The following is a 23799-nucleotide window of genomic DNA, read 5'->3' as shown; positions in this document are numbered from 1 at the left end:
GGCCGAAAGGGCGCTGAGCAGGCTGTTCCCCGCAAGGCAATGTCCACCAAGGGGAGAGAACAGCATGAGAATGCTCATCGGTCTGGGCGCCGCCGCCCTCGCCGCGGTCGCCATGCCGGCCGTCGCGCACGCCGCGCCGCACACCACGGTGTACGTGCAGAACCACGTGCTGATCGTCGAGGCGGAGGCCGGCAAGACGAACAACATCACCGTCGGGCTGGACACCGTGAACCACCGGCTCACCATCACCGACTCCGGTGACCTGCTGGCCGTCGGCGCGGGCTGTGCGCTGAGCGGTACGAACGTGAACTGCCTGTACGAGCTCGGCGCCACGAAGCTGATCACGTCGATCCAGGTCAGGGCGAACGACCTGAACGACCGGATCAACATCGCCTACGACAACACCAATGCGGACGCGATGCCGGCCAACGTGTACGGCGAGGCGGGCAACGACGTGATCGAGACCCGCGCGAGGGGCACCATCAGCGGTGGCGACGGCACCGACACGTTGCGGCCGAAGCGCGGTGGCGTGTTCGTCTACGGCGGCCTCGGCACGGACCGGGTCGACTACCTGTCCGGCAGCGCGCTGCACCCGAACTCGGGTGTCTCGGTCACCATCGGCTCCGGCACCGACGACGGCTACGACTCGCTGGCGCTGAAGGACAACGTCGCGAGCGACGTGGAGAACCTGACCGGCACCAACTTCGTCGACCACCTCGTCGGCAGCGCGGCGGTCAACAACATCTCGGCGCTGAACGGCAACGACCTCATCTGGGGCCTGGCCGGCAACGACACGCTCAACGGCGGCCTCGGCGTGGACACCTGCCTCGACGCCGCAGCGGGCGACGTTCTCGTCAGCTGTCCCTGACCTGCGCGAACACGGACCTTAAGACCGCTTTAAGCGAGCGCGGCATCGTTCGGGTCCGCGGGCAGAGAGGGCCCGCGGACCTGAAGGGGGATGGACGTGAAGGTGATGAGCACGGCCCTGCTCGTGTTGAGTCTGACCGGTCCGAACGCGGAAAGCGACGAGCTCGTGGCGGTGCAGGCCACCAGCCCGGCATCGTCGGCGGGCAAGACGGTCTCGGTCAGCTGCCCCAGCGGTACCAAGGTCGTCGGCACCGGCGCTTCGGTGACCGGTCAGCGGACCACGATCACGCGGGTGCGGCCGAGCGCGGATCTCACCGCGGTGGAGGTCACGGCGGTCGAGCACGGTGCGGGGACCGTGCAGCCGTGGACGGTGACGGTCCGGGCGAACTGCGCACCCGGCGAGTACACGCTGGTGTCAAAGAGCGGCACGAAGAACGCCGAGGCGGCCTGCTCCGGCGACCAGAAGGTGCTCGGTGTCGCGGGGGAGACCGACGGCGGGCACTTCACGAAGATGGCGCCCAGGAACAACCTCCAGGGCGGTCTGGTCGAGGCGTCCGGCAACGTGGACGTCACGGCGCACGCGATCTGCGGGACTCGGCCGGGGCTCGTGCTGCGCGGCGGCAGCTCGACGGTCGTGATGACCAAGACGGCCTCGAAGTCCGTTGCGTGTCAAGGTGACGAGCAGGTCGTCAGCGCCGGCGGTGCGGTCGCCGGCGCCATCATCGACGACGTCGTCCCCGCCGGTTACGGCGCAACCGTCACCGGCGAGGCAGCGGACGCCCAGGGCCAGGCCATCCGCTGGTCCATCACGCCCTACGTCGTGTGCTCGCAGTAAAAGGGCGCGGATCCACTTCGATCTCGCGCATCCGCGTGACGTAGGTCTGATAGCACCTCCGAGCCTCGCCGTGACTCCCTGCGGCGGCGAGGACGCGCACCAGCATCAGGTGCGCCGGCTCGTCGTACGGGTCGCGTTCCAGTACGCGCAGGCAGTATCTGCTGGCCAGCGCGTACTCCCCTCCGGACTCGGCCCGTGCGGCGAGCACCGCCACCACCTGCAGGTAGATCAACCGGGCTTCCTCGCGCAGCTGTGCCGCCCAGTCCTCGTAAGGATCCTCCTCCAGGAAGTCGCCGTGATACGCGGACTCCGCGGCCGCCAGCAGTGACCGGGCCTCGGACGAGTTCCGTTGTGCCGCGGCGAGTCCGGCCCGTGCGTCGGCGAGGAACGCGACCACGTCGACGGGCAGCACGTCCGGGTCGAACCGGATCGCGTCGCCCTCGGCCACGATTCCCGTGCCGGCCCGCAACACACTGCGCGCCGTGGACAACGCCACCGCCAGGCGGTTCGCGACCTTCTCCGGTTCCTCGTCCGGCCACAGCAGGTTGCCCAGCGCCTCACGGGTGATCGGCCGCCCGCGCCGGGCGATGAGGATCTTCACCAGGTCCCTGGCCTTGCGCGACTGCCACGCGGCGGGCGGCAGCGGTTCACCGTCGCGCAGCACCCGGAACCCGCCCAGCGTCTGGATGAACAGCTCCGGCCTGCTCGCCTTCCGGCACGTCTCGGCAACAGCGGCGGCGGCTTCGGCGAGCACGCGGGCGCCGAGATCCGCGGCCTGCTGACGTGCCTCACCGGCGAGCTGTTCACCTGCCGCGCCACCAACGAGCGCGGCCTGCGCCGTGCGGACCCTGATCTCGCCGAGCGGATCGCCGATCTCCCGCCACAACGTCAGCGACTGGTCGAGCAGCACCGAGTCGCGTTCCAGAACTCCCCGCAGTTGCAACGCCCTCGCGAACCCCGCCCGGTCACCGCGCCGGGTCGCGATCTCCGCCGCCTCCTGGCACAGGTCCTTGGCCTCGTCGAGCCGCGCCAGCACGAGCAGCGCCGTCACGCTCTCACCCAGCTCCAACGCCTTGCGGGCGTGTTCCCGTGCGAGATCCGGGTCGTCACAGGCGAACAGCTCGGCCAGCCCGACGTGCGCGAGAACGAGGTGCGGCACGGTGTTCTTCGCCGACGCGAGCCGCAACGCCTCCTGCAGCGCGAAACCCGCCAGCGCCCGGTCGCCTCGAAGCCGATGCACCTCGCCCAGGTACACGAGCGGTGCCGCCGCGAGCCAGCTCCCGGCCTGGTCGAACACCTTCTGCGCGGCGTGGAAGTCCGCCGCCGCCTCGTCCAGCCGGCCCAGACCGAGCAACGCCTCGCCGCGGTTGTGCAGCCCGATCGCCCGGTACGTCGCGAACCCGGTGACGTCCGCGAGCGGCAGCATCTCCTCGATCTCCCGCAACGCGGCACGGTGCTCGCCCGCCTCGACGTGGTGCGAGGCCCGGTTCGACCGGATGCGGATGACACCGAGCACGTCGCCGGCCTTTTGCGCGTGGTCGAGCGCGATGTCGTAGTGCTCGGTCAGCTCGTCACGCTTTCCTTGTGCCGCAGCGACCATCGCGAGAACGGTGTGCGCGGTGCCGATCGCGCAGTCGTTGGTCGCCGTACGCAACGCGCCGGTCGCCTTGGCCGCCGCCGCCTCCAGGTCTCCCAACGCCCAGTGCGCGCTGGCGGCTGTGCTCAGCAGCATCGACTCCGCCGTCGGATCGGAGCCGTCCGGCACGTAGCCGTCGCAGATCTGCAACGCGTCCTGCGGTCCGCCGCGCAGGTGCTGGATCCACGCCATGCGCCACGCCAGCTCCGCGGTCAGCCCGTCCTCTGTGGCCTTCGTGAACCGGTCGGCGGCCTGCCGCCACTCGCCGCGCAACTGGTGCGCGACACCTTCGAGCTGCCACACCACGGCCGTGCGCCGGTCTTCCGGCACCAGGCCAGTCGCGGTGAGCACGGCGTCCGCACCGCCGGTCCGCAGCACGTCGTCGAGCAGAGCCGTGACGCCGGGCCAGTCCTCCAGCGCGGCAAGGGAATCCACCGCGCGGACGTACTCGCCGCGTGACGTGAACCAGCGCGCCGCCGCCCGGTGCACGCCGGCCGCGGGCTCCAGGAACTCCCGCGCCAGCGGTACGAGCGCGAACCACCCCGGCTCGGCTCGGACGTGCTCGACGAACAACCCGCGCCGGGCGAGGTCCGGCAGGATCGCCGGCGCCCCGGAATGCCCGAGCTCGACGAGCAGGTCGGCGGTGAACCGGTCGAACGCGGCCGCCGTCCTCAGCAGAGCGCGAGTCTGTTCCGGTTCTCTGCCAACGACTTCGCCCACGAGATCGGCGAGCTCCTCGACCGTGCCCGTCTCCGCGACCAGCCGCACCGCGATCGGCCACCCGCCGGTGACGTCGTGCACGTCGTGGCCGGCGACCACCGCGGTCTCCTCGGCCGTGAACGCCAGCTGGGCCGCGTTGATCTCGGTCAGCTCCCCGTCGACCTTCAAGCGCCGCAACGAGAACGGCGGCAACGAACGTCCGGACAACACCAGGCGAGCCGTCGGTGGCAACTGGAGACAGAGCGCCTCCAGCAGTTGCGCGGCCGAATCGCCCTGTCTCAGCACATGGATGTCGTCCAGCACGACCAGCACGTCTTCCGGCCAGGCATCGGCCAGCAGCGCTGCGATGGCGTGCGTCCGCCCGGCCTCGTCCTCGCCGGACACCGCCGGGACGCTGGTCCACCCGGCCGACAGCGCGGAGGCCATCGGCTGCAACAGCCGATGGCCTTCCTGGCAGGTGTGCCACACCACCGGACGGTCGGTGTGCGCCTGGGTCAACAGGGTCGTTTTGCCGTAACCGGCAGGTGCGACGAGAGTCGTGAGCCTCGTCGTGCAGAGCAGCCCCTCGAGCCTGGGCCGCCGGATCACCGTAGTCCTCCCACGCTCCAGGATCGCCGCCGTGCCGTTTGTGTTACACAGGCACCTCGGACTTCTTGCGCCGCAAGCGCATCACGGTTGCCACCACGAGAAGAACGACGAGCACGCTGTACGCGATCGCCGCGAACGGGCTCGTGACCAACGCCGCCAACGAGCCCTCGCTGATCTGCAACGTGCGGCGCAGCTGCTCTTCCGCCATCGGGCCCAGGATCATGCCGACGACCAGCGGGGCGACCGGATAACCGTGGCGCCGCATGAAGAACCCGGCCACGCCGATCACCATCAGCACGATCAGGTCGTCCACCACGAAGTTCACCGCGTAGGTGCCCAGCGCCGCGAACAGCAGGATGCCCGCGTACAGGTACGGCCGCGGGATCTGCAGCACCTTCACCCAGATCTTCACGAGCGGCAGGTTCAGCACGAGCAACATGACGTTGCCGATGTAGAGCGACGCGATCAACGCCCACACCATCGCCGAGTTGTTGGTGAACAGCAACGGTCCCGGCTGGATGCCGTAGCTCTGGAACGCCGCCACGATCACCGCCGCCGTCGCGGTCGTCGGCAGGCCCAGCGTCAGCAACGGCACGAGAACGCCTGCCGCGGCGGCGTTGTTGGCCGCCTCCGGACCGGCCACGCCCTCGATCGCGCCCTTGCCGAACTCCTCCGGCCGCTTCGAGAGCTTCTTCTCGGCCGCGTAGGACAGGAACGTCGACACGTCCGCGCCACCGGCGGGCACGGTGCCGATCGGGAACCCGATGAACGTGCCGCGCAGCCACGGTTTCCAGGACCGCGCCCAGAACTCGCGGTTCATCCACTTCCCGCCGACCGGGATGACCTCGATCGGTCCGTGCCGCAGCCGGGACGCCACGTACAGCGCCTCGCCCACCGCGAACATCCCGACCGCCACCACGACCACGTCGATGCCGTCGGCCAGCGTCGGCACACCGAGGGTGAACCGCTGCTGCCCGGTCAGCGTGTCGGTGCCGACCAGGCCGATGAACAGACCGAGGCCCAGCGATGCCAGTCCGCGCAACGGTGACGACCCGAGCAGCGCGGCCACGGTCGTGAACGCCACCACCATCAGCGCCACGTAGTCCGCCGGCCCGAGCGTCACCGCGATGTCCGCGATGGTCGGTGCCAGCAGTGTCAGCAGCACCGTGGCGATCGTGCCCGCCACGAACGACCCGATCGCCGCCGTCGCCAGTGCCGCCGCGCCACGTCCGGCGCGCGCCATCCTGTTGCCCTCCAGCGCCGTCACGATGGAGGCCGACTCGCCCGGTGTGTTCAGCAGGATCGACGTCGTCGACCCGCCGTACATGCCGCCGTAGTAGATGCCCGCGAAGATGATCAGTGCCGCGGTCGGGTCAAGCGTGTAGGTCAGCGGCAGCAGCAGTGCCACCGTCATCGCCGGCCCGATGCCCGGCAGCACGCCGACGGCCGTGCCGAGCGTGACGCCCAGCAACGCGTACAACAGGTACTCGGGCTGCGCCGCGGTCGCGAAGCCCTCCAGCAGTGCGGTGAGGCTACCCATCGAGGAACGGCACCCCTTCGAAGATCCCGGCGGGCAGCGACAGGCCCAGCCCGTACGCGAACACCACCTGGACGACGAGCGCCAGCACGACGGCGATCGGCAACGCGCGCCACCACACCGCGCCGAGCGTCCACGCCGCCCCGAAGAACAGCACGGTCGCCGCGACCGGCCAGCCGACCACATCGATCAGCACGAGATGCGCCACCAGCACGGCGACCAGCTTGGCCACGGTGACCCAGTCGGTGCGGACGCCGGTGTCGACGTCCTCACCCTCTTCGGCCTGGCCGAGCCTGCCGCGGGCCGTGGCGACGATTGCCGCCACGCCCGTCACGATCAGCAAAGCCCCTACGGCGTAAGGGAAAGCGCGCGGTCCGACCGCGTTGTCCGCACGAGCGGCGATCGTGGTCGCGTCGATCAGGGTGAAGGCCCCGACCACCGCGACCAGACCGCCGAACGCGTACTCCTCGACTTTTGCAGAGGACTTTTCCGGGATCACTTGATGAGCCCGATGTCCTGCAGCGCCGGCTTCACGCGGCCGATCTCCTTGGACAGGAACGTGGAGAACTCGTTGCCCGTGAGGAACGTGTCGGTCCAGCCCTTCTTGGTGAGCTCTTCCTTCCACTGCTGGCTCGCGTGCATGTCGGTGACGAGCTTGGTCAGCCGATCCTTGGCCGCGGCCGAGATCCCGCCCGGCGCCACCACGCCGCGCCAGTTGATCAGTTCGACGCCGAGATCCTTGAACGTCGGCGCGTTGAGGTCCGGGTGCGCGGCCGGCCCGGAAGTGCCCAGCGCGCGCAGCTTGCCCGCCTTGATCTGCTCCCGGTACTCGCCGACACCGGAGATGCCCGCGTCGACCTTCTTGCCCAGCAACGCCGCCAGCGACTCGCCGCCGCCGGAGTAGGGCACGTAGTTGAGCTTGGCGGGGTCGATGTTCTTGGCCTTGAGCAGCAGCCCGGCGAGGATGTGGTCGGTGCCGCCGGCCGAACCGCCGGTGATCGACACCCCCTTGCCCTTCTCGTCCACGGCCTTCAGCAGGTCGTCGATGGTCTTGTGCGGCGAGTCCGCGGGCACTACGACCACCTCGTCCTCGGCCGTCAGCCGGGCGATGGGGGTGGTGTCCTCGAGACGCGTCTTCGCCGAGTTGGTCTCCACCGCGCCGACCATGACCAGGCCGGTGATCATCAGGAACGACTCGGACCGCTCGGTGGACAGCTTCTGCAGCCCGACCGTGCCTCCCGCGCCGCCGACGTTGCTGACCTGGACGGAACCCGCGAGCTTCGCCCCGGACACCGCGGTCTGCATCGCGCGGGCGGTCTGGTCCCAGCCACCGCCGGGGTCGGCGGGCGCCATGATCTCCAGCTTGCCGATGGCGTCACCGCCGCCAGAGCTCTTCGCCGCCTGCCCGCACCCCGCGAGCGCCAGTCCGACGGCCGCGACCACCGCCGAACGTCTCCAGCCTGTACCCATCGAGCCCAACTCCTCAGCTTCGTTGCCGACGTTGGGCGGGAACGCTAGGTAGCCGCGGGGTGAGAAGCCGAGCATCGGTCGTAAAAGACGTATTGGTCGTTTTGTTCGTGACCTGTTTCACACAGGTTGAGCAAGAATGCACTCCATGTTTCGCCGGTCCGTCTCGCTGGGCGTCTCGCTCCTGGTGTTGCAGGTGGTCATCGTGCTGATGACGACCTGTGCCGCCGGGCTGCTCGCGGCCAAGTTGCAGAGCGACCGGATCCGCGAGGCGTACAAGGACCGGATGCTGTCGGTCGCGGAGAGCGTGGCCCGGCTGCCCACGGTCGTGCAGGCCTTCGACTCACCGGACCCAACCGCGACCATCCAGCCGCTGGCGGAACTGATCCGCAAGGCGTCACAGGTGACGTACGTGGTCGTCACGGACCGCAACGGCGTCCGGTACGCCCACCCCGACCCGCGGCGCATCGGCGAGCGCGTCTCCACCGACCCGAGCACCGCGTTGTCCGGTGAGGTGTTCGTCGGCACCGAGACCGGCACGCTCGGCACGTCCCTGCGGGCGAAGGTGCCGGTGCGCGCGGCCGATGGACGGATCATCGGCATGGCGTCGGTCGGCATCCTGGAGAGCCAGCTGTCCGACGACCTGGCCGAGGACCTGCCGGAGCTGATCGGCTGGCTGGCCGCCGCCGCACTGGTCGGAGTGCTCGGCGCGGCCCTGATCACGCAACTGGTGCGGCGCCGCACGTTCCGGCTCGAACCCGCCGAGATCGCGCAGCTGCTGGAGACCAGGGACGCGATGCTGCACGGCATCCGCGAAGGCGTTGTCGCCGTGGACGACCAGGAGAAGCTGGCCCTGGTCAACGACGAGGCGATGCGCCTGCTCGGCCTCACCGACGATCCGGGGGGCCAACCGGCGGCGGAGGTCCTCGACGACGGCCTGCTGGACCTGGCGCGCGGCGACGACGACGTGGCGGACCGGCTCGTCCTTGCGGGAGAACGGGTTCTGGTCGCGAACAGGATGACCGCCAAGACGCACGACCGTGCCGTCGGCGTCGTGCTGACGTTGCGCGACCGCACCGAGCTGCACGACGCGTTGCGCGAACTGGACGGCCAGCGCACCGTCACCGAAGTGCTGCGGGCGCAGGCCCACGAGTTCTCGAACCACCTGCACGTCATCGGCGGGCTGCTCGAACTGGACCGGCCGGCCGACGCCGTCGCCTACATCGAACGCGTCGGCGGAGCGGGCTCGATCACCGCGGACATCATCGACGGCGCGAACGCGGACCCGGCGCTGGCGGCGTTGCTGCTCGCGAAGTCCTCCACCGCACACGAACGCGGCGTGGAACTGCGGCTGGACCCGGAGAGCTCGGTGGACATCCGCGCGGGCGACGACGCGCTGACCGTGCTGGGCAACCTGGTGGACAACGCGGTGGACGCCGTGGAGACCGGAGGCACCGTGCGCGTGCTGGTCCGTTCGTCCGACCGGGGAGTGCGGATGGTCGTGGACGACGACGGTCCGGGAGTGGCGGAGTCGCAACGCGGCCGGATCTTCGACCTGGGCGTCAGCTCCAAGGACGCCGACCGGGGGATAGGACTCGCATTGGTGTCGAGGGTGGTCACCCGGCGCAGCGGCCGCGTGGCGATCACCGACTCGGAGCTGGGCGGCGCGTCGTTCGACGTGTGGCTGCCGGAAACGGGGAACCGATGAGCGTGCGGACCCTCGTCGTCGACGACGACTTCGCCGTGGCCGCGATCCACCGCGGCTTCCTGGAGGCGATGCCCGAGTTCGAGGTCGTCGGGGAGGCGCACCGCGGCGGCGAGGCGTTGCGGGCGGTGGAGTCGTTGCGCCCGGACCTGGTGCTGCTCGACATCCACCTGCCCGACATGTCGGGGCTGGAGGTGCTCGCCCGGTTGCGCGCTCGCAGCGGCCCGCCGGTCGACGTCATCGCGGTCACGGCCGCGCGCGAACGGGAGACCGTGCGGCAGGCCATGTCCAGAGGAGTCGACAACTACCTGGTGAAGCCGTTCACGCGCACGGCTTTCATCGACCGGATGCGCGAGTACCTGGCCCAGCGCAACGAGGTGCAGCGGCTGGGCCAGATGCTCGACCAGGACGAGGTCGACCAGCTCATGCACAACCGCCCCCGCACGCTGTCGATGCCCAAGGGCCTGTCGGCCGTGACGCTGCGGCTCGTGACGGATGCGTTGCGGGACAGCGAGAACGACCTCTCGGCGCAGGAGGTCGGCGAACGAGCGGGGTTGTCCCGCGTGAGTGCGCGCCGCTATCTGGAGCACCTCGTGACGATCGGGAAGGCCGAGGTGCAGCCGCGGTACGGCATGGCGAACCGCCCGGCGCACGGGTACCGGTTGACCTGATCTGTTCCGTTCACGGGCCAGCTGCTCTTCGAGGCGCGGCAGGAGATCTGCTTCGTCCTCAGTCCACATGCGACAGCAGAGCGCGCCGACGGCGCCCCGCGCCTTGCGGGTGTGGACCCAACATCAGCCCGCTAGTTCGACGCCTCGTACGCGGCCCGGTACGCCGCCGCGCCCGGAACCGACTCGAAGGGCCAGCTGACCAGGCTCACCTGAGCGCGGTCGCCCAGCCGTTCCCTGACGGCAGCAGCCGCGGTCAGGTTGGTGCCACCGCAGATCTCGATGAGGTCCGCCCCCTCGTCGACCAACTGCTCCGCCACGTCGGGCATCTGTTCAAGCGACGCACCAACAACAACGGTCCACCCGTCACCGTGCTTCTGCAGCACACGCTTCGACGGATCGGCGTTTGCAGCCTCGTAAATGGATGCGCTGCGCCGAATCTCCGTCTTCGCCGTGCCGCGTTCGTAACCCGCGGCCGCGACCGGCGCCCGTGGCACCACGCGTTCGATCACCCGTGCCGCTCCGCGCAAGTCAAAACCGCGATACAGCTCCACAAGCCGCGCGCCGTGGTCGTCCACCGCGCTCGCCGCGACCTCGGCCGCCTTCTCCGCGTCCGGCACCCACACCAGCAACGTGCGGCTGTCCGCGCTGTGCTCGATCACCTGACGGTCGACGGCAGGGTCCGAACCCGGCTCCAGGAACACGAACACTCCGTCGTAGTTGGCTTCCTCGCTCATGATTGGCTCCCCAGTCTCAAGTATGGTAGAGGTTTTGGTCCTGCTGCCGGGTCCAACGGAACAGGGGATCCGGTTCATTCCCGGAGGGCGGTTCCGCGCCTGTGGCATGATCGGTCGCATGAGAACTGGGGGCAGGATTCTCGCGGTGCTCGCTGCGCTCGCCGGCCTGGCCGGGTGCGGATCGCGCCCGGACGCGCTGCCGTTGCCGGCACCAGCGGGCGCGCAGGCGGTTCCCCTGGCCACACCGACGTCGGCGGAACCGCCGTGTGCGACCGGGTTGCAGTTCGTCGAGGGCGCCGGCGACGCGGCGATGGGCCTGCGCGTGATGTCCATCGAGTTGGTCAACTGCGGCACACAGCCGGTGGAGCTCAACGGATATCCGCAGGTCAAACTGCTCGACGAGCACTGGCAGCCGCTGGACGTCGAGATCGTCAACGGCTCCGGCGGCATCTCCTCGGCCGCCGAGGGCTTCGACAACCCGCCGCAGCCGATCGTGGTGCAGCCGGGCGAGCGCGCGAAGACCGCGTTCATGTGGAAGAACAGGCACACGACGGTCGACCCGCCGCAGGTGAGCACACACGTCGACATCGCGGCCTCGCCGGGTGCCACGTTCCAGTCGCTGCTGCCCGCCACACCCGGCAGGAACCTCCACATCGACCTCGGCAGCACCGGCCGCCTGGGCGTCAGGGCCTGGCACCGCTGATGATGGAGCTGCGGCGCGCAACCCCGGCGGACGCTCCGGCGGTCGCCAGGATCTGGTACCCCGGCTGGTGCGACGCACACCTCGGCAACGTGCCGCAGCAGCTCGTCGACGCGCGCCCGGAGGAGTCCTTCGAACCACGCGCGCTGGACCACGTTCCGCACACCACCGTCGCGACCGTGAACGGCGAGGTCGCCGGATTCGTGATGGTCATCGGGGCCGAGGTCGAGCAGGTCTACGTCTCCGCGGCCCACCGCGGCTCCGGCGTCGCGTCCGCTCTCCTGGCCGCCGCCGAACGGTCCGTGGCCGCCGCCGGGTACCCCGTCGCGTGGCTGGCGGTCGTGGCGGGCAACGCGCGGGCGCGGCGGTTCTACGAGCGCCAGGGCTGGACCGACGAGGGCCTGTTCGACCACCGGGCACCCCACCCGGACGGCCCGATCCCTGTGCCCGCCCACCGCTACACCAAGCCTGTGAGCCGCGCCACCGCCCGGTGACGCCCAGATCAATTCCTCCTGCGGCGCGGCCTTCCCGTGTTCTCATGACCGCATGTCGACGACCGCACTCCTGAGCTTCACGCTCGTCGCGCTGCTCACCGTCATCACGCCGGGCCTGGAAACCCTGCTGGTGCTGCGAACGGCCCTGCTGGTGGGCCGCCGCGCCGCCATGGGCGTCGTGGTCGGCAGCACCCTGGGCTGCCTGGTGTGGGCGACCGCGGGCCTGGTCGGCCTGACCGCACTCCTGCAGGCGTCCGAACTGGCCTACAACATCGTCCGCTGGCTCGGCGCCGCCTACCTGATCTACCTGGGTGCCAAGGCGTTGTGGAACTCCCGCCGCCCAGCAGAGCTCGACGAACCCGCCCCGGTCCCGTCCACCCGCGCGGCCGTCCGGGTAGGACTCCTCACCAACCTGCTCAACCCCAAGCCAGGCGTCTTCTACATCTCACTGCTCCCGCAGTTCCTCCCGGTGGGCCAGCCGGCGTGGGGCGCCGTCCTCGTGGCGATCCACCTGGGTATCGGCCTGCTGTGGTTCCCGATCCTCATCACCGCGGCCGGCCGAGCGCGCGCCTTCATGCTGCGCCAGCGAAACCTGCTCGACCGTCTCTCCGCCACCGCCCTCATCGCGTTCGGCGTGAAGACGGCCGCGGACGCCCGCTGACCCCGAAAACCGTCAGACCCCACCACTAATATTGATATTGGGGGAACCCGGCAGGCGCCGTGTGTGTGGTGGGGCGCCATAGGTGCCGTGTGAGTGCCAAGGCTGTTCGTCGCGCTCGGACTCACACCGGCGGCCCGCTCACCGGCCGCCGGTGTCGGTCGCCGACCGGTGCCAGGCCGCGAGCGACACCCGGTTCGGCAGCCCCAGCTTCGCTCGGATGTTGACCACCTGCCGGTCCGCCGTCCGCGGCGAGATGAACAGGCGCGCCCCGATCTGCCTCGACGTGAGTCCTTCCGCGACCAGGCCGGCGATCGTGAACTCCTGCCTGGTCAGCCCGCCCGGCAGCGCGGGCTTGGCCGGCCGGCGTTCGGAGTCCGGCACCGGTTCGAGCGCGAACTCCATCACCTGCTCGTACCGCAGGTCCGCGCCCAGCGTCGTGATCACCGGGTAGTCGTCGCCGAGTGCGCGGCGGACGGTCCGGTCCGCGCGTTCCAGCAGTTTGTGGAACGGGCTCATGCTCGCGAACGAGATCCGCGAGACCCGCTCCTGCGAACGCAACGCACCGAGCAACCGCGCCGCACGGTCGTACGCCCCGAGCTCGGCACACGTGCAGGCGAGCAGCCACAGGCCGTGCGCAGGACTCCACGTGTCACCGAGCGTCAGCTGGATTCGCAACGACTCCACCGCCAGCGGATGCACCTGCGCCGGGTCGCCGTGCAACAGCTCGTACAGGGCGTGATGCCACAAACCCCAGGCGTGCGACCACTCCACGCCGTTGCTCTCCGCCAGCCTGGAGAGGCTGGTCGTCGCCTTGTTCGCCGCCTCGGCGTCCAGCAGGAAACACGTCGCCATCGCGTGCATCAGCTCGGTGATGTACGTGTCACCCGGCGACGCGTATCGCCTGCACAGCTCGACGACGTGCGCGTACAACGGCACACAGTCCGGTGAGCCCTCCACGAAGAAGAGATGCGTCGCCTCGACGAGCAGCAGCTGCACGTCGGTCACCGGCCGCCGCGGCAACGTACGAGCCTCCTGCATCAACGGAATCGCCGCCGACATGTCGCCCTGCGCCTGCGCGAGGTACGCGCAGTGCGCCAGCAGCGAGGTGCGCAACCGCGGCTCGGTGATCACCTCGCGTGCCGCCGCGAGCAGGTCACGTGCCTCGCCGAGCATGCCCGCGAACAACGTGAAACGGGTGCGCTGCACGTTCATCGCCATGACCGTGCCGACCTCGGCCAACCCGGGAGTCGCCAGCGCCTGCCCGATCGCGGCGCGGACGTTCGGCCACTCCTCCCGCAGCCTGGCGGTCCACAGTGCATCGTCCGGCGAGAACCACGAGCGCGTCGCCTCGTCCACGAACGCGCTGTAGTGCAGCACATACCGCCGCAACGGCTCGTCCGCGTCCATGAGCAGACGCGCGCCGAACTGCGACACGGTGCCGTGCAACCGATAGCGGGTCAACCCGGTGACCTGGCTGGTGGTCGCCACCACGATCGACTTGCGAACCAACGCCGGTAACGGCTCCAACTCGCCCGCCACGGCCTCGGCCGCGGCCATGTCGAAGTCCGCCGGGAACACCGACAACGCCGCCCACAGCCGCCGTTCCCCGTCCGTGCATCGACTCGCCGACCGCTCGAGCATCTGCTCCAGCGTGACGTGCTGCTCGAGTTGGTCCACCGGCGACAGCCCGGCCGCCAGTTCGATCGTGAGCGGCAGCCCGTCCAGTGCCGCGACGTCCGGCAGGTCGTGCACAGCCTCCGCTCGCTCCAGCAACAGCGGTGCGGCGTCGTCGTCCGCGCTCATCGGCGGCACCCGCACCAGATGCTCGCCATAGACGCCGAGCTGGTCCCGCGAGGTCGCGAGGATCGTCAGCCCCTCGCAGTCCCGCAACAGATGGTGCACGAGATGCCGCACGGCCTCCAGCAGGTGCTCGCAGTTGTCGAGGACGAGCAACAAGTGCTTGTCGTACAACGACTCCACGAGCCGCCCGAGCCCCGCGACCGGCGAGTTGTCGACGATCCCCAGCTGGGCCGCCACCGCGCGTGCCAGCAACGCCGGATCCCTGAGACCCGCGAGCGGTACCACCCGAACACCGTGCTGGAACACCGCTGCCCGCGCCGCGGCACGCCCGGTCTCCACGGCGATGCGCGTCTTGCCGACCCCTCCGGGGCCCACCAGCGTGACCAGCCGGGCTTTGCCGAGGAGTGCCTCGGTTTCGGCGAGCACCGCCCGCCGGCCGATGAACGTCGTGGTGTGGGCAGGCATGGTGCCCCGCACGGTCATCGGCGCATCTTCGCTCAGTGGCGCCCTGCCGTGATGATGAGCATCGGCTCACCACCCTTTCGGACTAGTTGGTTCGACCATGCGTGGTCACGCGTCCACGGGGACGGATGATCATCTTGGTTGCGAGACGAAGTCCCTGGCGTGCGTTGAGATGCGGGAGGTAGGCGCGGCTCACCGCGTTCGCGATGCGAGGCAGCGCCGCCGAATCCGGATAGACCATGAACATCGGACGGTAGGACGGCTGGAACTTCGCCTTGAACGCGAACAGCGAGCGGAACCCGTACACCGGCTCCAGCACCTGCCCGGTGAAGTCCAGGACGCGCTGCAGCGCCCTGGGTCGTTCACCGCGATCCAGGCGGGCCAGTGGCGCGCCGGACAGGCTCAGGAACCGGGCGCCCTCGGTCTTGAGTTGTTGTGCGGCGGAGGCGATCAGGAACTCCATGGAGCCGCGGAAGCCGTGCGTGCGGCGGCGCATGAAGTCGAGCGTCCACCCGATGATCTCGCCGTCCTGGTACACCGGCAGCCAGCTCGTGATGCCGTGCACCGTGCGGTCGCCGTCGACCGCGAGCAGGCAGCGGACACCGTCGCCGGTCAGCTCCTCCAGCCCGCCCAGCGTGAAGCCCATCTCGGGCAGGCCCTTGTCCGCCACCCACTCCGCCGAGATCGACCGGATCTGGTCGGTGATCGCGTACGGCGCGTCGGCGTACGTGCACCACTCGGCGGTGATGCCCGCCTTCGCGGCCTTGTTGAACGCCGTGCGGACGTCCTGCCACTTCTTGCCCGTGAAGCTCAGCTCGTCCAGCTCGATGACGGTGTCCTCGGCGACCTGCACCGCCGACCACCCGAGCTCCTCGACCGCCTCCCTCGTCTCCGCTCCCACGCTGTACAGGCACGGCGTCCAGCCGTTGCGGGCGCAGAACTCCGCGAACCCGCGCACGGCGTCGAGCCGTGCCGGACCGATCGGGTCGCCGACCGTCAGCGCGATCGTCGCGACCACCCGGTACGCGATGGCCGTCTCGCCGTCGGGCGTGAACCAGTACTGGTTGCCGCGCCACGTCGTCATGTACGACAACGACGAACCGCCGTAGCGCCGCATCAGCTCACGGGCGTGCGCCGCCTGCTTCTCGCACGACGACGGCCACGCCCGCCACGACGCCATCAGCAGACCGGCCAGCACGATCAGCCAGAACACCACGCCCGTGTACTCGAACAGCAGCGTGCCGGCGAACCCGTCCGCCTTGAACTGCAGCGGCACGAGGCCGAGCAGGTAGCCCGGCGGCAGGAACCGCGCCGGCAGGTCCGCGAGCAGCGCGGCGAAACCCGGCTCCGGTGAGAACTGGTCGCGGACCAGGTACCCGCCGAAGACGTACAACGCCGAGAGCAACGCGACACTGCCCGCCGTGAACCGCCAGAACTTCCTGACTGCGTGCTGAGGCAGACGCACAGCGAAGTGCTTGCGCGTCAACAACAACACGGCCGTGATCGCGAGCGGTGCCAGCATCGGGACGCTGAAGGAGAACACGATCTCCAGCGCACCGCTGTCCGGTACCTGCGCGGCATCGACGACGTACCACCCGATGAACGCGGAGAACGCCACGTTGAACACGAGCGCCGACCACCACGCGAACCGCCGGCCGCGCCGCAGCCCTTCCGCCAGCACGAGCAGCAGCAACGCCGGCAGCAGCGACATCACGAGCGCGGGGAACCTGTCGTACGACAACTGAACCAGCATCGTCCGGCAGACCTCGACCGCGTCCGAGCCGCACCACGCGTCGACATCGTCCTGCGACGGCTGCACGACCGCCACGACGTCCGCGAACCACGACAGCGGACCGTTGGGGGACGGCGACATCATCGCCACCACCGGTCCGAGTGCCGACGCCGCGACCAGCAGCGCCACCAGCACCCGCGTCTCCTGGAACGCACGTGGCCGGTGCACGGCCCCGCTCTTCAGGAACAACGCTCCGATCAGGAGCCCGGACACGCCACCGGACAGCCTGAGCAGATCTTCGAGCCAACCTGAGTACAGAGTAAGCACCAGCACCGACAAGATCATCAGCAACCGGACGCGGCGCCTCCACAGCGGCGGCATCCGGAACGTCAGTGCGAGCGCCAGCCCCACCCCGCCGATCGACGGCCCTGCCGCGACCTCGCCCGCCAGCGACTCGAGCCACGACCAGTGCACGTCCCGGCCGATCAGCACCACCCCGACACCCAGGAGCGAGCCGATCACGTGCGACGAGAGGAAGATCGCCGCCGTGCGCAGTCCACCGAGCGAACGCTCCGTCAGCGGTCCGAAGACCAGCAACAGGACCGTGGTCGCCATGTAACCCAGCAGGTCCATCGACCACAGAGCCGAGCTGAACACCGTCCACAGCGGACTGTCCGTCCCGAACCCGATCCACGTGAGCAGCTCGTGCTCAGGCCCGGCGACCCCTCCGGTCAACGCACCGACAGACCAGAAAACGATCAGAAATGAGCACGTCAGAGGTGCGGTGCGGAACAGTCGGCTGATCATCTGACCAGTCCCGCCCGCTCCGCGAACCACGGCACCAGCCCGGAGAAGCCCTCCCGCGCGACCTTCCAGTCGTGACCGTAGGGAAGTTCTTTCCACAGCACGTCCATTCCGGCCTTGCGGCAAGCCTCGAACACCTCGTGCACCGCATTGCGGTACGAGTCGTCCCGGCCTTCGAAGATGATGCCCGCGCTTTGCGGGAAACGTTGACGCGCAAGGATGTCCATCGGGTTCACCCGGACGAACGCCGCCTCGTCGCCGCCGAACGCCGCTTTCACCGTTTCCTGTCGCGTGCCGAGTGAGGGCTCGTTCTGAGGAGCGAAGGCGGCGAAGTTTCCGTACACGTCCGGCGCGCGCACGGCGAGTTGTATCGCGCACGTGCCGCCTTGAGAGAAGCCTGCGACGGTCCACGCCTCGCGGCGCTCGTCGACGGTCAGCCGTTGCTTGATCCACGCGGGCACGTCGCGAGCCAGGTACGACTCGGACTGTCCCAGCACCGAGTCGAAACACAGCGGGTTCGCCATCGGCGTGCCCAGTTGGTCGACCGCCACGACGATCGGCGCGAGTCCGTCGTGCTCACGCGCGAACGTGTCCAGGTTGTCGTGGATCCGGCCGCCGTCGAACCAGTCGCGAGGGTTGCCGGGCTGACCCGCCATGAGCACGATGACCGGCAGCTTCGGACGAGGCGTCGCGGCGTACGCGGGCGGCAGGTAGATCCACGCGGGACGCGCCGGAAACCCGCCGGGGATCACCGTCTCCGAGACCGTGCCCTTGTCCGGCAGGTCTTTCGGCTTCTTCCAGACGTCGGCCAGCTTCTTGCCCGCGGGCTCCTCGACCACGCTGGACGGAGGAGGAGCGGCCTGGTTCAGATCAACTTGTTTGTTGCTGAAGACGTCCAGCACCGCGCGCATGGTGGGGTACTGGCTGAAGTGCGCGTTCGTGGCGACGATCGCGCTCGCGGTGACGCCCAGCGCCAGCACCATGCCCAGCACCCGGACGTACCACCGGCCTGCGCGCAGCCGTGCGACCGCCAGCGCCAGCGCGACCAATGCGGCGCCGGCCCAGACCGTCAGGATCACCGGCAGCGGCTCCGGCCAGGGTTTCCACACGTGGTCGACGACGTACGCCAGCCCGGTCACGACCACCGCGCACGTCAGCACCACGATCGGGAGGACCCTGGTCCACCAGGTCCGGTTCTTCCTGATTGCGAGACACGTCAGCGCAACAGCGGCGGCGACGGTCGCGGCGATGGGGATCGGCCCGTTTACCAGGGACAGATCCAGAGGGCTGAGCATGATCTCAGTTCATCAGCAGATCTTCAGGTTCACATCGGAGATTGGTCTTGCTCCAAGGGTGTGAACATCAGCCTTAAGAATGACAACCCATCAACCGGCTGGTGCGTCGTGCCACGCGTTCGTCAGCACCCGCAGCGCGTCGGGGTGCTCGGCGATCTCCGCAGCACGGGACAAGTCGGACTCCGCGATCCCCAGTTCCCGCAGTGAGGTCGCCGCACCGAACCGAGTGGCCGCGTTGTGCACTCTTTCGGCCAGGTCGGCCGGCGCTGTGTGAGAGAGCAGCGCCGTGTGTGTAGCTGCATGCGGCAAACCGAACGAACCGCCCAAAACGTGCGCGAGCTTGTGGTGCAGTCCCATGGGGACGCTGGCGAGGCACGTTCCCGCGAGCCAGGCCGACCGCAGCAGCTCCGTCCGGGCATCCACAGTGGAGGGGTTTCCGGCCAAAGCGTGCAGAACGCCCTCGATCGCCTTCGTGGCGATGGCGTCGATCAACGGGTTCTCGTTGCCTCGCGCGGTGACGGCGTGCGCGAGAGCGTTGAGCGCGCTTGTCACCGTGATGTCCAACGGCAGGTCGAGCGTCAGGTCGACGTCGTAGATCACCGTGTCGGGCTGGACCGCCGCGTCGCGCCGTGTCTTCTTCAGCCCGGACGCCGTCTCCCCGAGCACAGGCGTGACCTCGGAACCCGCGTAGGTCGTCGGCAGGATGATCTGCGGCACGTTCGCGCGCACTGAGAGCGCCTTCGACAGCCCCGTGCTCGACCCGCCGCCGACCGACACCACACAGTCCGCGCCGTGCTCACGCAACAACGTGAGCGCGCGCTCCGTGACTTCGACCGGCGTGTGCATCGTCGCGCCGGTGAACCGGGCCGCGAGCAGCGGGCCGAGCTCGGCCGCCACCCTGTCGCCGCCGTGCCGTGCGATCAGCAGGGCCTTCGTCGCGCCGAGCCGTTCGGCCTCGGCTCGCACGGAGGCAGCGGTGCCGCGGCCGAAGACGACGCGGGTGCGCGCCGGTTCGAAGGTGAAGCTCACAGGGGTCGAATATCGCCACCGGGAGTAGTTGCCGCAACCGCTGAGGATCAATCCTTTCGGCTCTGACGGGTGACAGTGTCACTCCATAGCGTGAATCTTCATGAAGCGTGTTCGTGTTGTAGTGGCGTTAGCAGGGGCCCTGACCCTGACGCCAATCCCTGCCACAGCGGCGACACCGGCGTTCACCCTGTCCGGCGGCGTGTCCGCACCGATCCACTCGATGGCCGACGCGGTCCGCGAGACCGTCTACGTCGACTCAGGCCTCGACCTGGACGGCGACGGCACCCGTGACCGGGTGACCGCGGACATCATCAGGCCGTCCACGACCGGGCGCGTCCCCGTGATCATGGACGCCAGCCCGTACTACCAGAGTGCGGGCCGCGGGAACGAGAGCGAGGTCAAGACCTACGACTCCGCCGGCGTGCCGGTGAAGTTCCCGCTCTTCTACGACAACTACTTCGTGCCGCGCGGCTACGCCGTCGTGCTGGTCGACTTCCTCGGCACGAACCGGTCGCGCGGCTGCGTCGACGTCGGCGGCCAGTCGGAGATCGCGTCCGGCACCGCCGTGATCGACTGGCTGAACGGCCGTCGCACCGGCTACACCACGCTGACCGGCACCGCGACGAAGACCGCCTCCTGGTCGACGGGCGCCGTCGGCATGATCGGCAAGTCGTGGGACGGCTCGATCGCGAACGGCGTGGCGGCGACCGGCATCGACGGGCTGAAGACCATCGTGCCGATCGCGGCCATCAGCTCCTGGTACGACTGGTTCCGCTCGGACGGCGTCGCGTATCCCGGTTACAGCTCGCCGACCGGGCTGGGTTCGCGGTTCGAGAACGCCAACGCGAGCTCACGATGTGGTGCGGTGCGCACGCAGATGACGAACGGTTCCCCAGCCAACGGCGACTACACGGCGATGTGGCAGGCACGTGACTTCGTGCGCAACGCCTCTCGTGTGAAGGCCTCGATCTTCGCGATCCACGGGCTGAACGACCTGAACGTGAAGACGCTGCAGTACGGCCAGTTCTGGGACGCGGTGCCCGCGACAGTGCCGAAGAAGCTCTGGTTCTCGCAGACCGCGCACGTCGACCCGTTCGACTTCCGGCGCGGTGAGTGGGTCGCGACGCTGCACCGGTGGTTCGACCGCTGGCTGCTGAACGTGCCGAACGGCATCGAGAACGAACCGCAGGTCTCCGCAGAGCGCGCGCCGAACCAGTGGGCGGACGACCAGACGTGGCCGCCCGCGGGCACCGTTGGCACCGTACTGCGTCCTTCTTCTTCGGGCCTCGGCACGTCGCCCGGCACCGGTACGGCCGCGTTCACCGACAACGGCAGCGCGACGCCGTCGAGCTGGCTCTCCGGCTCGAACACCGGCCGGGTGATCTACTCGACCGCACCGCTGACGTCGGACCTGCGCGTCGCGGGTACGTCGTCGATCACGGTGACCGTGTCGTCGTCGACGCCGACCGCGCACCTGACGGCGTACCTCGTCGACTACGGCCCGGCTCGGGTGCGGACCGGTGAGGGCATCCGGACCCTGACCACGGAGTCGTGCTGGGGTGAGAGCCGTGCGGGCGATGACGCCTGTTACCGCAACACGGAGGCAACGACGGGCAACGTCGACGCGCAGATCATCGCGCGCGGGTGGGCGGATCTCGCGAACTACGCGTCGCTCTCCACTCCGCGCACGATCACGCCGGGAACGAAGTACAGCATGACGTTCCGACTGTCCACAACGGACCACGTCATCCCGGCGGGCCACCGGCTGGGCCTGCTGATCGGCGGAACCGACTCGAGCGCGATCGTGCGCCCGAGCCAGCTGCCCAGGCTGACCGTCGACCTGGCGGGCACGTCGGTGCGCGTCCCGATGCGCGGCTCGGTGCCGGCGGCATCCGCTGATCCGATGACCGCCACCAGCGTTTCCGCAGGTACGACGAGCGCGCTGGGCTAGCGGCCGGGACTGTCGGTGCTGCTCGCTAGCATCGGCGGCATGGGTTCAACCGACGGTGTCGTTCTCGGAGACGCGCTGCAGGTCCTGCAGCGCGTCTTCGGGTACCCCGAGTTCCGCGGCGACCAGGCCGCCATCGTCGAGCACGTGATCGCGGGCGGCGACGCGCTCGTGCTCATGCCGACCGGCGGTGGCAAGTCGTTGTGCTACCAGGTCCCAGCCCTGGTCCGGCCGGGCACGGGCGTGGTGATCTCCCCGCTCATCGCCCTGATGCAGGACCAGGTCGACGCTCTGCGCGCCCTCGGCGTGCGCGCGGGCTTCCTGAACTCCTCGCTGTCCTTCGACGAGCGCCGCATGGTCGAGGCCGAGTTCGTCCGGGGCGAGCTGGACCTGCTCTACCTGGCGCCGGAACGCCTCACGTCCGAGGCCACCCTGCGCCTGCTCGACCAGGGCGAGATAGCCCTGTTCGCGATCGACGAGGCGCACTGCGTCTCCCAGTGGGGCCACGACTTCCGCCCCGACTACCTCTCGCTGACCCACCTGCACGAACGCTGGCCCAAGGTGCCGCGCATCGCCCTCACGGCCACCGCGACCGAGGTCACGGCCAAGGAGATCCTCACGCGCCTCGACCTGGGCGAGGGCCGCCAGTTCGTCTCCAGCTTCGACCGCCCCAACATCCAGTACCGCATCGTCGGGAAGAAGGAGCCGAAGAAGCAGCTCCTCGACCTCCTGCGCGGTGAGCACCAGGGCGACGCCGGCATCGTCTACTGCCTCTCCCGCGCCTCGGTCGAGAAGATCGCCGAGTTCCTGGTGGCCAACGGCATCCAGGCCCTCCCGTACCACGCGGGCCTCGACGCCCAGACCCGCCAGCGCAACCAGGCCCGCTTCCTCCGCGAGGACGGCATGGTCATGGTCGCCACCATCGCCTTCGGCATGGGCATCGACAAGCCGGACGTTCGCTTCGTGGCCCACCTCGACCTCCCGAAGTCCGTGGAGGGCTACTACCAGGAAACGGGCCGAGCGGGCCGCGACGGCCTCCCCTCCACCGCCTGGCTCGCCTACGGCCTCAGCGACGTGGTGCAGCAGCGCAAGATGATCGAGTCCTCAGAAGGCGACCTGGCCTTCCGCCGCCGCTCGCAGGCCCACCTCGACGCGATGCTCGCCCTCTGCGAAACCATCACGTGCCGCCGCACCATGCTGCTCGACTACTTCGGTCAGTCCGGCGTCCCCTGCGACAACTGCGACACCTGCCTGACCCCACCGGAATCCTGGGACGGCACGGTCGCAGCGCAGAAAGTCCTCTCCACCGTCTGGCGCCTGCGCAACGAGCGGGGCCAGAAGTTCGGCGCGGGCCAAGCCATCGACATCCTCCTGGGCCGCAAAACCGCCAAGGTCATCCAGTTCGACCACGACCAGCTGAGCACCTTCGGCATCGGCGAGGACCTCAACGAAAGCGAATGGAGAGGCGTGGTCCGCCAGCTGCTGGCCCAAGGCCTCCTGGCCGTGGAAGGCGAGTACTCGACCCTGGTCCTGACGCAGACCAGCGCCGAAGTCCTGGGCGGCAAACGCCAGGTCCTGATGCGCAAGGACCCGACCCCGGCCCGCTCAAGCACAAGAACCGCCACCTCGGCCGCCGCCTCGGCCAAGCCCAAGGTCGACCTCAGCCCAGAAGCCACCCCGCTCTTCGAAACCCTGCGCGAGTGGCGCGCCCAACAGGCCCGCGAACAGGGCGTCCCGGCCTACGTCATCTTCCACGACGCCACGCTGAAAGCCATCGCCGCTTCCCGCCCAGCCTCCCTGACCGAGCTGGGCGGCGTGAGCGGCGTGGGCCAGGCCAAACTGACCAAGTACGGCGACCAGATCCTGGAAGTGGTGGCCGCCGCGCCAGCCGCCGCCCCCACCGGCACAGCACCCGCTTCCACCACTCCGCCCTCAGCCAAAAGCCCGACGCCCAAGACCACGAGCAAGGGCGGCGCGGCCTGGGGCTCCGGCACGGGCGAAGACGAGTGGCCAGAACCAGAAGAACCGGACGAGCCAATGGACTGGTGAGCCACTCAGCCCAACCGTCAGGTCACCTTCTCTATCTGCGCCCGCTTGATCGAACTCTTCCCAGC

At 69.4% G+C, this 23799-nt stretch carries 18 protein-coding genes; 9 read left to right on the top strand and 9 right to left on the bottom strand.

What is annotated here, in order from left to right:
- The first annotated feature begins 64 nt into the window (after nucleotides 1-64).
- Together C8D87_RS36310 and C8D87_RS36305 are read left to right on the top strand one after the other, a co-directional pair.
- The gene (locus C8D87_RS36310) at nucleotides 65-868 is read left to right on the top strand and encodes a calcium-binding protein (RefSeq protein WP_146231431.1); all 804 of its coding nucleotides are present in this window, start codon (nucleotides 65-67) and stop codon (nucleotides 866-868) included.
- A 105-nt stretch (nucleotides 869-973) separates the two neighbouring features.
- Nucleotides 974-1702 (top strand): hypothetical protein, encoded by a 729-nt coding sequence (locus C8D87_RS36305; protein WP_146771968.1) that lies wholly within the window; start codon nucleotides 974-976, stop codon nucleotides 1700-1702.
- On the opposite strand, the gene C8D87_RS36300 is transcribed toward C8D87_RS36305, so the two are convergent.
- From C8D87_RS36300 to C8D87_RS36285, 4 genes are read right to left on the bottom strand one after another with little or no spacing between them, the layout of a single operon-like run.
- On the bottom strand, nucleotides 1674-4646 hold the full coding sequence (locus C8D87_RS36300) for a BTAD domain-containing putative transcriptional regulator (RefSeq protein WP_112230369.1): 2973 nt from the start codon (nucleotides 4644-4646) through the stop codon (nucleotides 1674-1676). The genes C8D87_RS36305 and C8D87_RS36300 overlap by 29 nt on opposite strands.
- A 43-nt stretch (nucleotides 4647-4689) precedes the next feature.
- Complete coding sequence (locus tag C8D87_RS36295; protein WP_109633344.1) at nucleotides 4690-6186, bottom strand: tripartite tricarboxylate transporter permease; 1497 nt, start codon at nucleotides 6184-6186, stop codon at nucleotides 4690-4692.
- Nucleotides 6179-6682, bottom strand: coding sequence for a tripartite tricarboxylate transporter TctB family protein (locus C8D87_RS36290; protein ID WP_112230367.1), 504 nt, complete (start codon nucleotides 6680-6682; stop codon nucleotides 6179-6181). Before C8D87_RS36290 ends, C8D87_RS36295 begins: the two co-directional genes overlap by 8 nt.
- Nucleotides 6679-7653 carry a Bug family tripartite tricarboxylate transporter substrate binding protein gene (locus C8D87_RS36285; RefSeq protein WP_112230562.1) on the bottom strand — a complete coding sequence of 325 codons (975 nt, stop codon included), beginning with the start codon at nucleotides 7651-7653 and terminating at the stop codon, nucleotides 6679-6681. The genes C8D87_RS36290 and C8D87_RS36285 overlap by 4 nt, the downstream gene beginning before the upstream one ends.
- A gap of 145 nt (nucleotides 7654-7798) precedes the next feature.
- Between C8D87_RS36285 and C8D87_RS36280 the strand changes: the two genes are divergently transcribed.
- Together C8D87_RS36280 and C8D87_RS36275 are read left to right on the top strand one after the other, a co-directional pair.
- Nucleotides 7799-9358 carry an ATP-binding protein gene (locus tag C8D87_RS36280; RefSeq protein ID WP_233442461.1) on the top strand — a complete coding sequence of 520 codons (1560 nt, stop codon included), beginning with the start codon at nucleotides 7799-7801 and terminating at the stop codon, nucleotides 9356-9358.
- On the top strand, nucleotides 9355-10026 hold the full coding sequence (locus C8D87_RS36275) for a response regulator (protein ID WP_109633338.1): 672 nt from the start codon (nucleotides 9355-9357) through the stop codon (nucleotides 10024-10026). Before C8D87_RS36280 ends, C8D87_RS36275 begins: the two co-directional genes overlap by 4 nt.
- Nucleotides 10027-10157: 131 nt before the next feature.
- Here the strand turns inward: C8D87_RS36275 and C8D87_RS36270 are convergent, their stop codons facing one another.
- On the bottom strand, nucleotides 10158-10760 hold the full coding sequence (locus C8D87_RS36270) for a DUF6506 family protein (protein WP_112230363.1): 603 nt from the start codon (nucleotides 10758-10760) through the stop codon (nucleotides 10158-10160).
- Between the two features lie 118 nt (nucleotides 10761-10878).
- On the opposite strand from C8D87_RS36270, the gene C8D87_RS36265 reads away from it, so the two are divergent.
- Genes C8D87_RS36265 through C8D87_RS36255 form a run of 3 tightly spaced genes read left to right on the top strand, consistent with a single transcriptional unit; the run spans nucleotide 10879 to nucleotide 12615 of the window.
- Nucleotides 10879-11463, top strand: a complete 585-nt coding sequence (locus C8D87_RS36265) for a DUF4232 domain-containing protein (RefSeq protein WP_170166716.1) — start codon at nucleotides 10879-10881, stop codon at nucleotides 11461-11463.
- Nucleotides 11463-11954, top strand: coding sequence for a GNAT family N-acetyltransferase (locus C8D87_RS36260; RefSeq protein ID WP_233442460.1), 492 nt, complete (start codon nucleotides 11463-11465; stop codon nucleotides 11952-11954). The genes C8D87_RS36265 and C8D87_RS36260 overlap by 1 nt, the downstream gene beginning before the upstream one ends.
- 52 nt (nucleotides 11955-12006) lie before the next feature.
- A complete protein-coding gene (locus C8D87_RS36255; protein WP_109633329.1) occupies nucleotides 12007-12615 on the top strand; it encodes a LysE family translocator in 609 nt (202 codons plus the stop codon).
- 138 nt (nucleotides 12616-12753) lie between these two features.
- Here the strand turns inward: C8D87_RS36255 and C8D87_RS36250 are convergent, their stop codons facing one another.
- The 4 genes from C8D87_RS36250 to C8D87_RS36235 form a co-directional block, all read right to left on the bottom strand.
- Complete coding sequence (locus C8D87_RS36250) at nucleotides 12754-14898, bottom strand: ATP-binding protein (RefSeq protein WP_112230356.1); 2145 nt, start codon at nucleotides 14896-14898, stop codon at nucleotides 12754-12756.
- Between the two features lie 64 nt (nucleotides 14899-14962).
- Entirely contained in the window at nucleotides 14963-17416 is a 2454-nt protein-coding gene (locus tag C8D87_RS36245) for a phosphatidylglycerol lysyltransferase domain-containing protein (protein ID WP_112230354.1), read from the bottom strand.
- On the bottom strand, nucleotides 17413-18708 hold the full coding sequence (locus C8D87_RS36240; RefSeq protein ID WP_112230352.1) for an alpha/beta hydrolase: 1296 nt from the start codon (nucleotides 18706-18708) through the stop codon (nucleotides 17413-17415). Before C8D87_RS36240 ends, C8D87_RS36245 begins: the two co-directional genes overlap by 4 nt.
- A 90-nt stretch (nucleotides 18709-18798) precedes the next feature.
- Entirely contained in the window at nucleotides 18799-19737 is a 939-nt protein-coding gene (locus C8D87_RS36235; RefSeq protein ID WP_112230350.1) for an iron-containing alcohol dehydrogenase, read from the bottom strand.
- 100 nt (nucleotides 19738-19837) lie between these two features.
- Between C8D87_RS36235 and C8D87_RS36230 the strand changes: the two genes are divergently transcribed.
- On the top strand, nucleotides 19838-21688 hold the full coding sequence (locus tag C8D87_RS36230) for a Xaa-Pro dipeptidyl-peptidase (protein ID WP_112230347.1): 1851 nt from the start codon (nucleotides 19838-19840) through the stop codon (nucleotides 21686-21688).
- Nucleotides 21689-21727: 39 nt separating this feature from the next.
- The gene (gene recQ / locus C8D87_RS36225; protein ID WP_112230559.1) at nucleotides 21728-23734 is read left to right on the top strand and encodes a DNA helicase RecQ; all 2007 of its coding nucleotides are present in this window, start codon (nucleotides 21728-21730) and stop codon (nucleotides 23732-23734) included.
- Nucleotides 23735-23799: the final 65 nt, after the last annotated feature.

The organism is Lentzea atacamensis (genome assembly GCF_003269295.1).
GTDB classification, from domain to species: Bacteria; Actinomycetota; Actinomycetes; order Mycobacteriales; family Pseudonocardiaceae; genus Lentzea; species Lentzea atacamensis.
Note: the sequence above shows the minus strand (reverse complement) of the source record. Positions and strands in the feature narration are given on the sequence as shown.

Bases quoted from the DNA above. Each gene is read 5' to 3' on its own strand.
- C8D87_RS36240 (WP_112230352.1), bottom strand. From the start codon at position 18,708: ATGCTCAGCCCTCTGGATCTGTCCCTGGTAAACGGGCCGATCCCCATC.
- C8D87_RS36255 (WP_109633329.1), top strand. From the start codon at position 12,007: ATGTCGACGACCGCACTCCTGAGCTTCACGCTCGTCGCGCTGCTCACC.
- C8D87_RS36265 (WP_170166716.1), top strand. From the start codon at position 10,879: ATGAGAACTGGGGGCAGGATTCTCGCGGTGCTCGCTGCGCTCGCCGGC.
- C8D87_RS36305 (WP_146771968.1), top strand. From the start codon at position 974: ATGAGCACGGCCCTGCTCGTGTTGAGTCTGACCGGTCCGAACGCGGAA.
- C8D87_RS36270 (WP_112230363.1), bottom strand. From the start codon at position 10,760: ATGAGCGAGGAAGCCAACTACGACGGAGTGTTCGTGTTCCTGGAGCCG.
- C8D87_RS36310 (WP_146231431.1), top strand. From the start codon at position 65: ATGAGAATGCTCATCGGTCTGGGCGCCGCCGCCCTCGCCGCGGTCGCC.
- C8D87_RS36245 (WP_112230354.1), bottom strand. From the start codon at position 17,416: ATGATCAGCCGACTGTTCCGCACCGCACCTCTGACGTGCTCATTTCTG.
- C8D87_RS36260 (WP_233442460.1), top strand. From the start codon at position 11,463: ATGATGGAGCTGCGGCGCGCAACCCCGGCGGACGCTCCGGCGGTCGCC.
- C8D87_RS36275 (WP_109633338.1), top strand. From the start codon at position 9,355: ATGAGCGTGCGGACCCTCGTCGTCGACGACGACTTCGCCGTGGCCGCG.
- C8D87_RS36295 (WP_109633344.1), bottom strand. From the start codon at position 6,186: ATGGGTAGCCTCACCGCACTGCTGGAGGGCTTCGCGACCGCGGCGCAG.
- C8D87_RS36230 (WP_112230347.1), top strand. From the start codon at position 19,838: ATGAAGCGTGTTCGTGTTGTAGTGGCGTTAGCAGGGGCCCTGACCCTG.
- recQ (WP_112230559.1), top strand. From the start codon at position 21,728: ATGGGTTCAACCGACGGTGTCGTTCTCGGAGACGCGCTGCAGGTCCTG.
- C8D87_RS36285 (WP_112230562.1), bottom strand. From the start codon at position 7,653: ATGGGTACAGGCTGGAGACGTTCGGCGGTGGTCGCGGCCGTCGGACTG.
- C8D87_RS36250 (WP_112230356.1), bottom strand. From the start codon at position 14,898: ATGACCGTGCGGGGCACCATGCCTGCCCACACCACGACGTTCATCGGC.
- C8D87_RS36280 (WP_233442461.1), top strand. From the start codon at position 7,799: ATGTTTCGCCGGTCCGTCTCGCTGGGCGTCTCGCTCCTGGTGTTGCAG.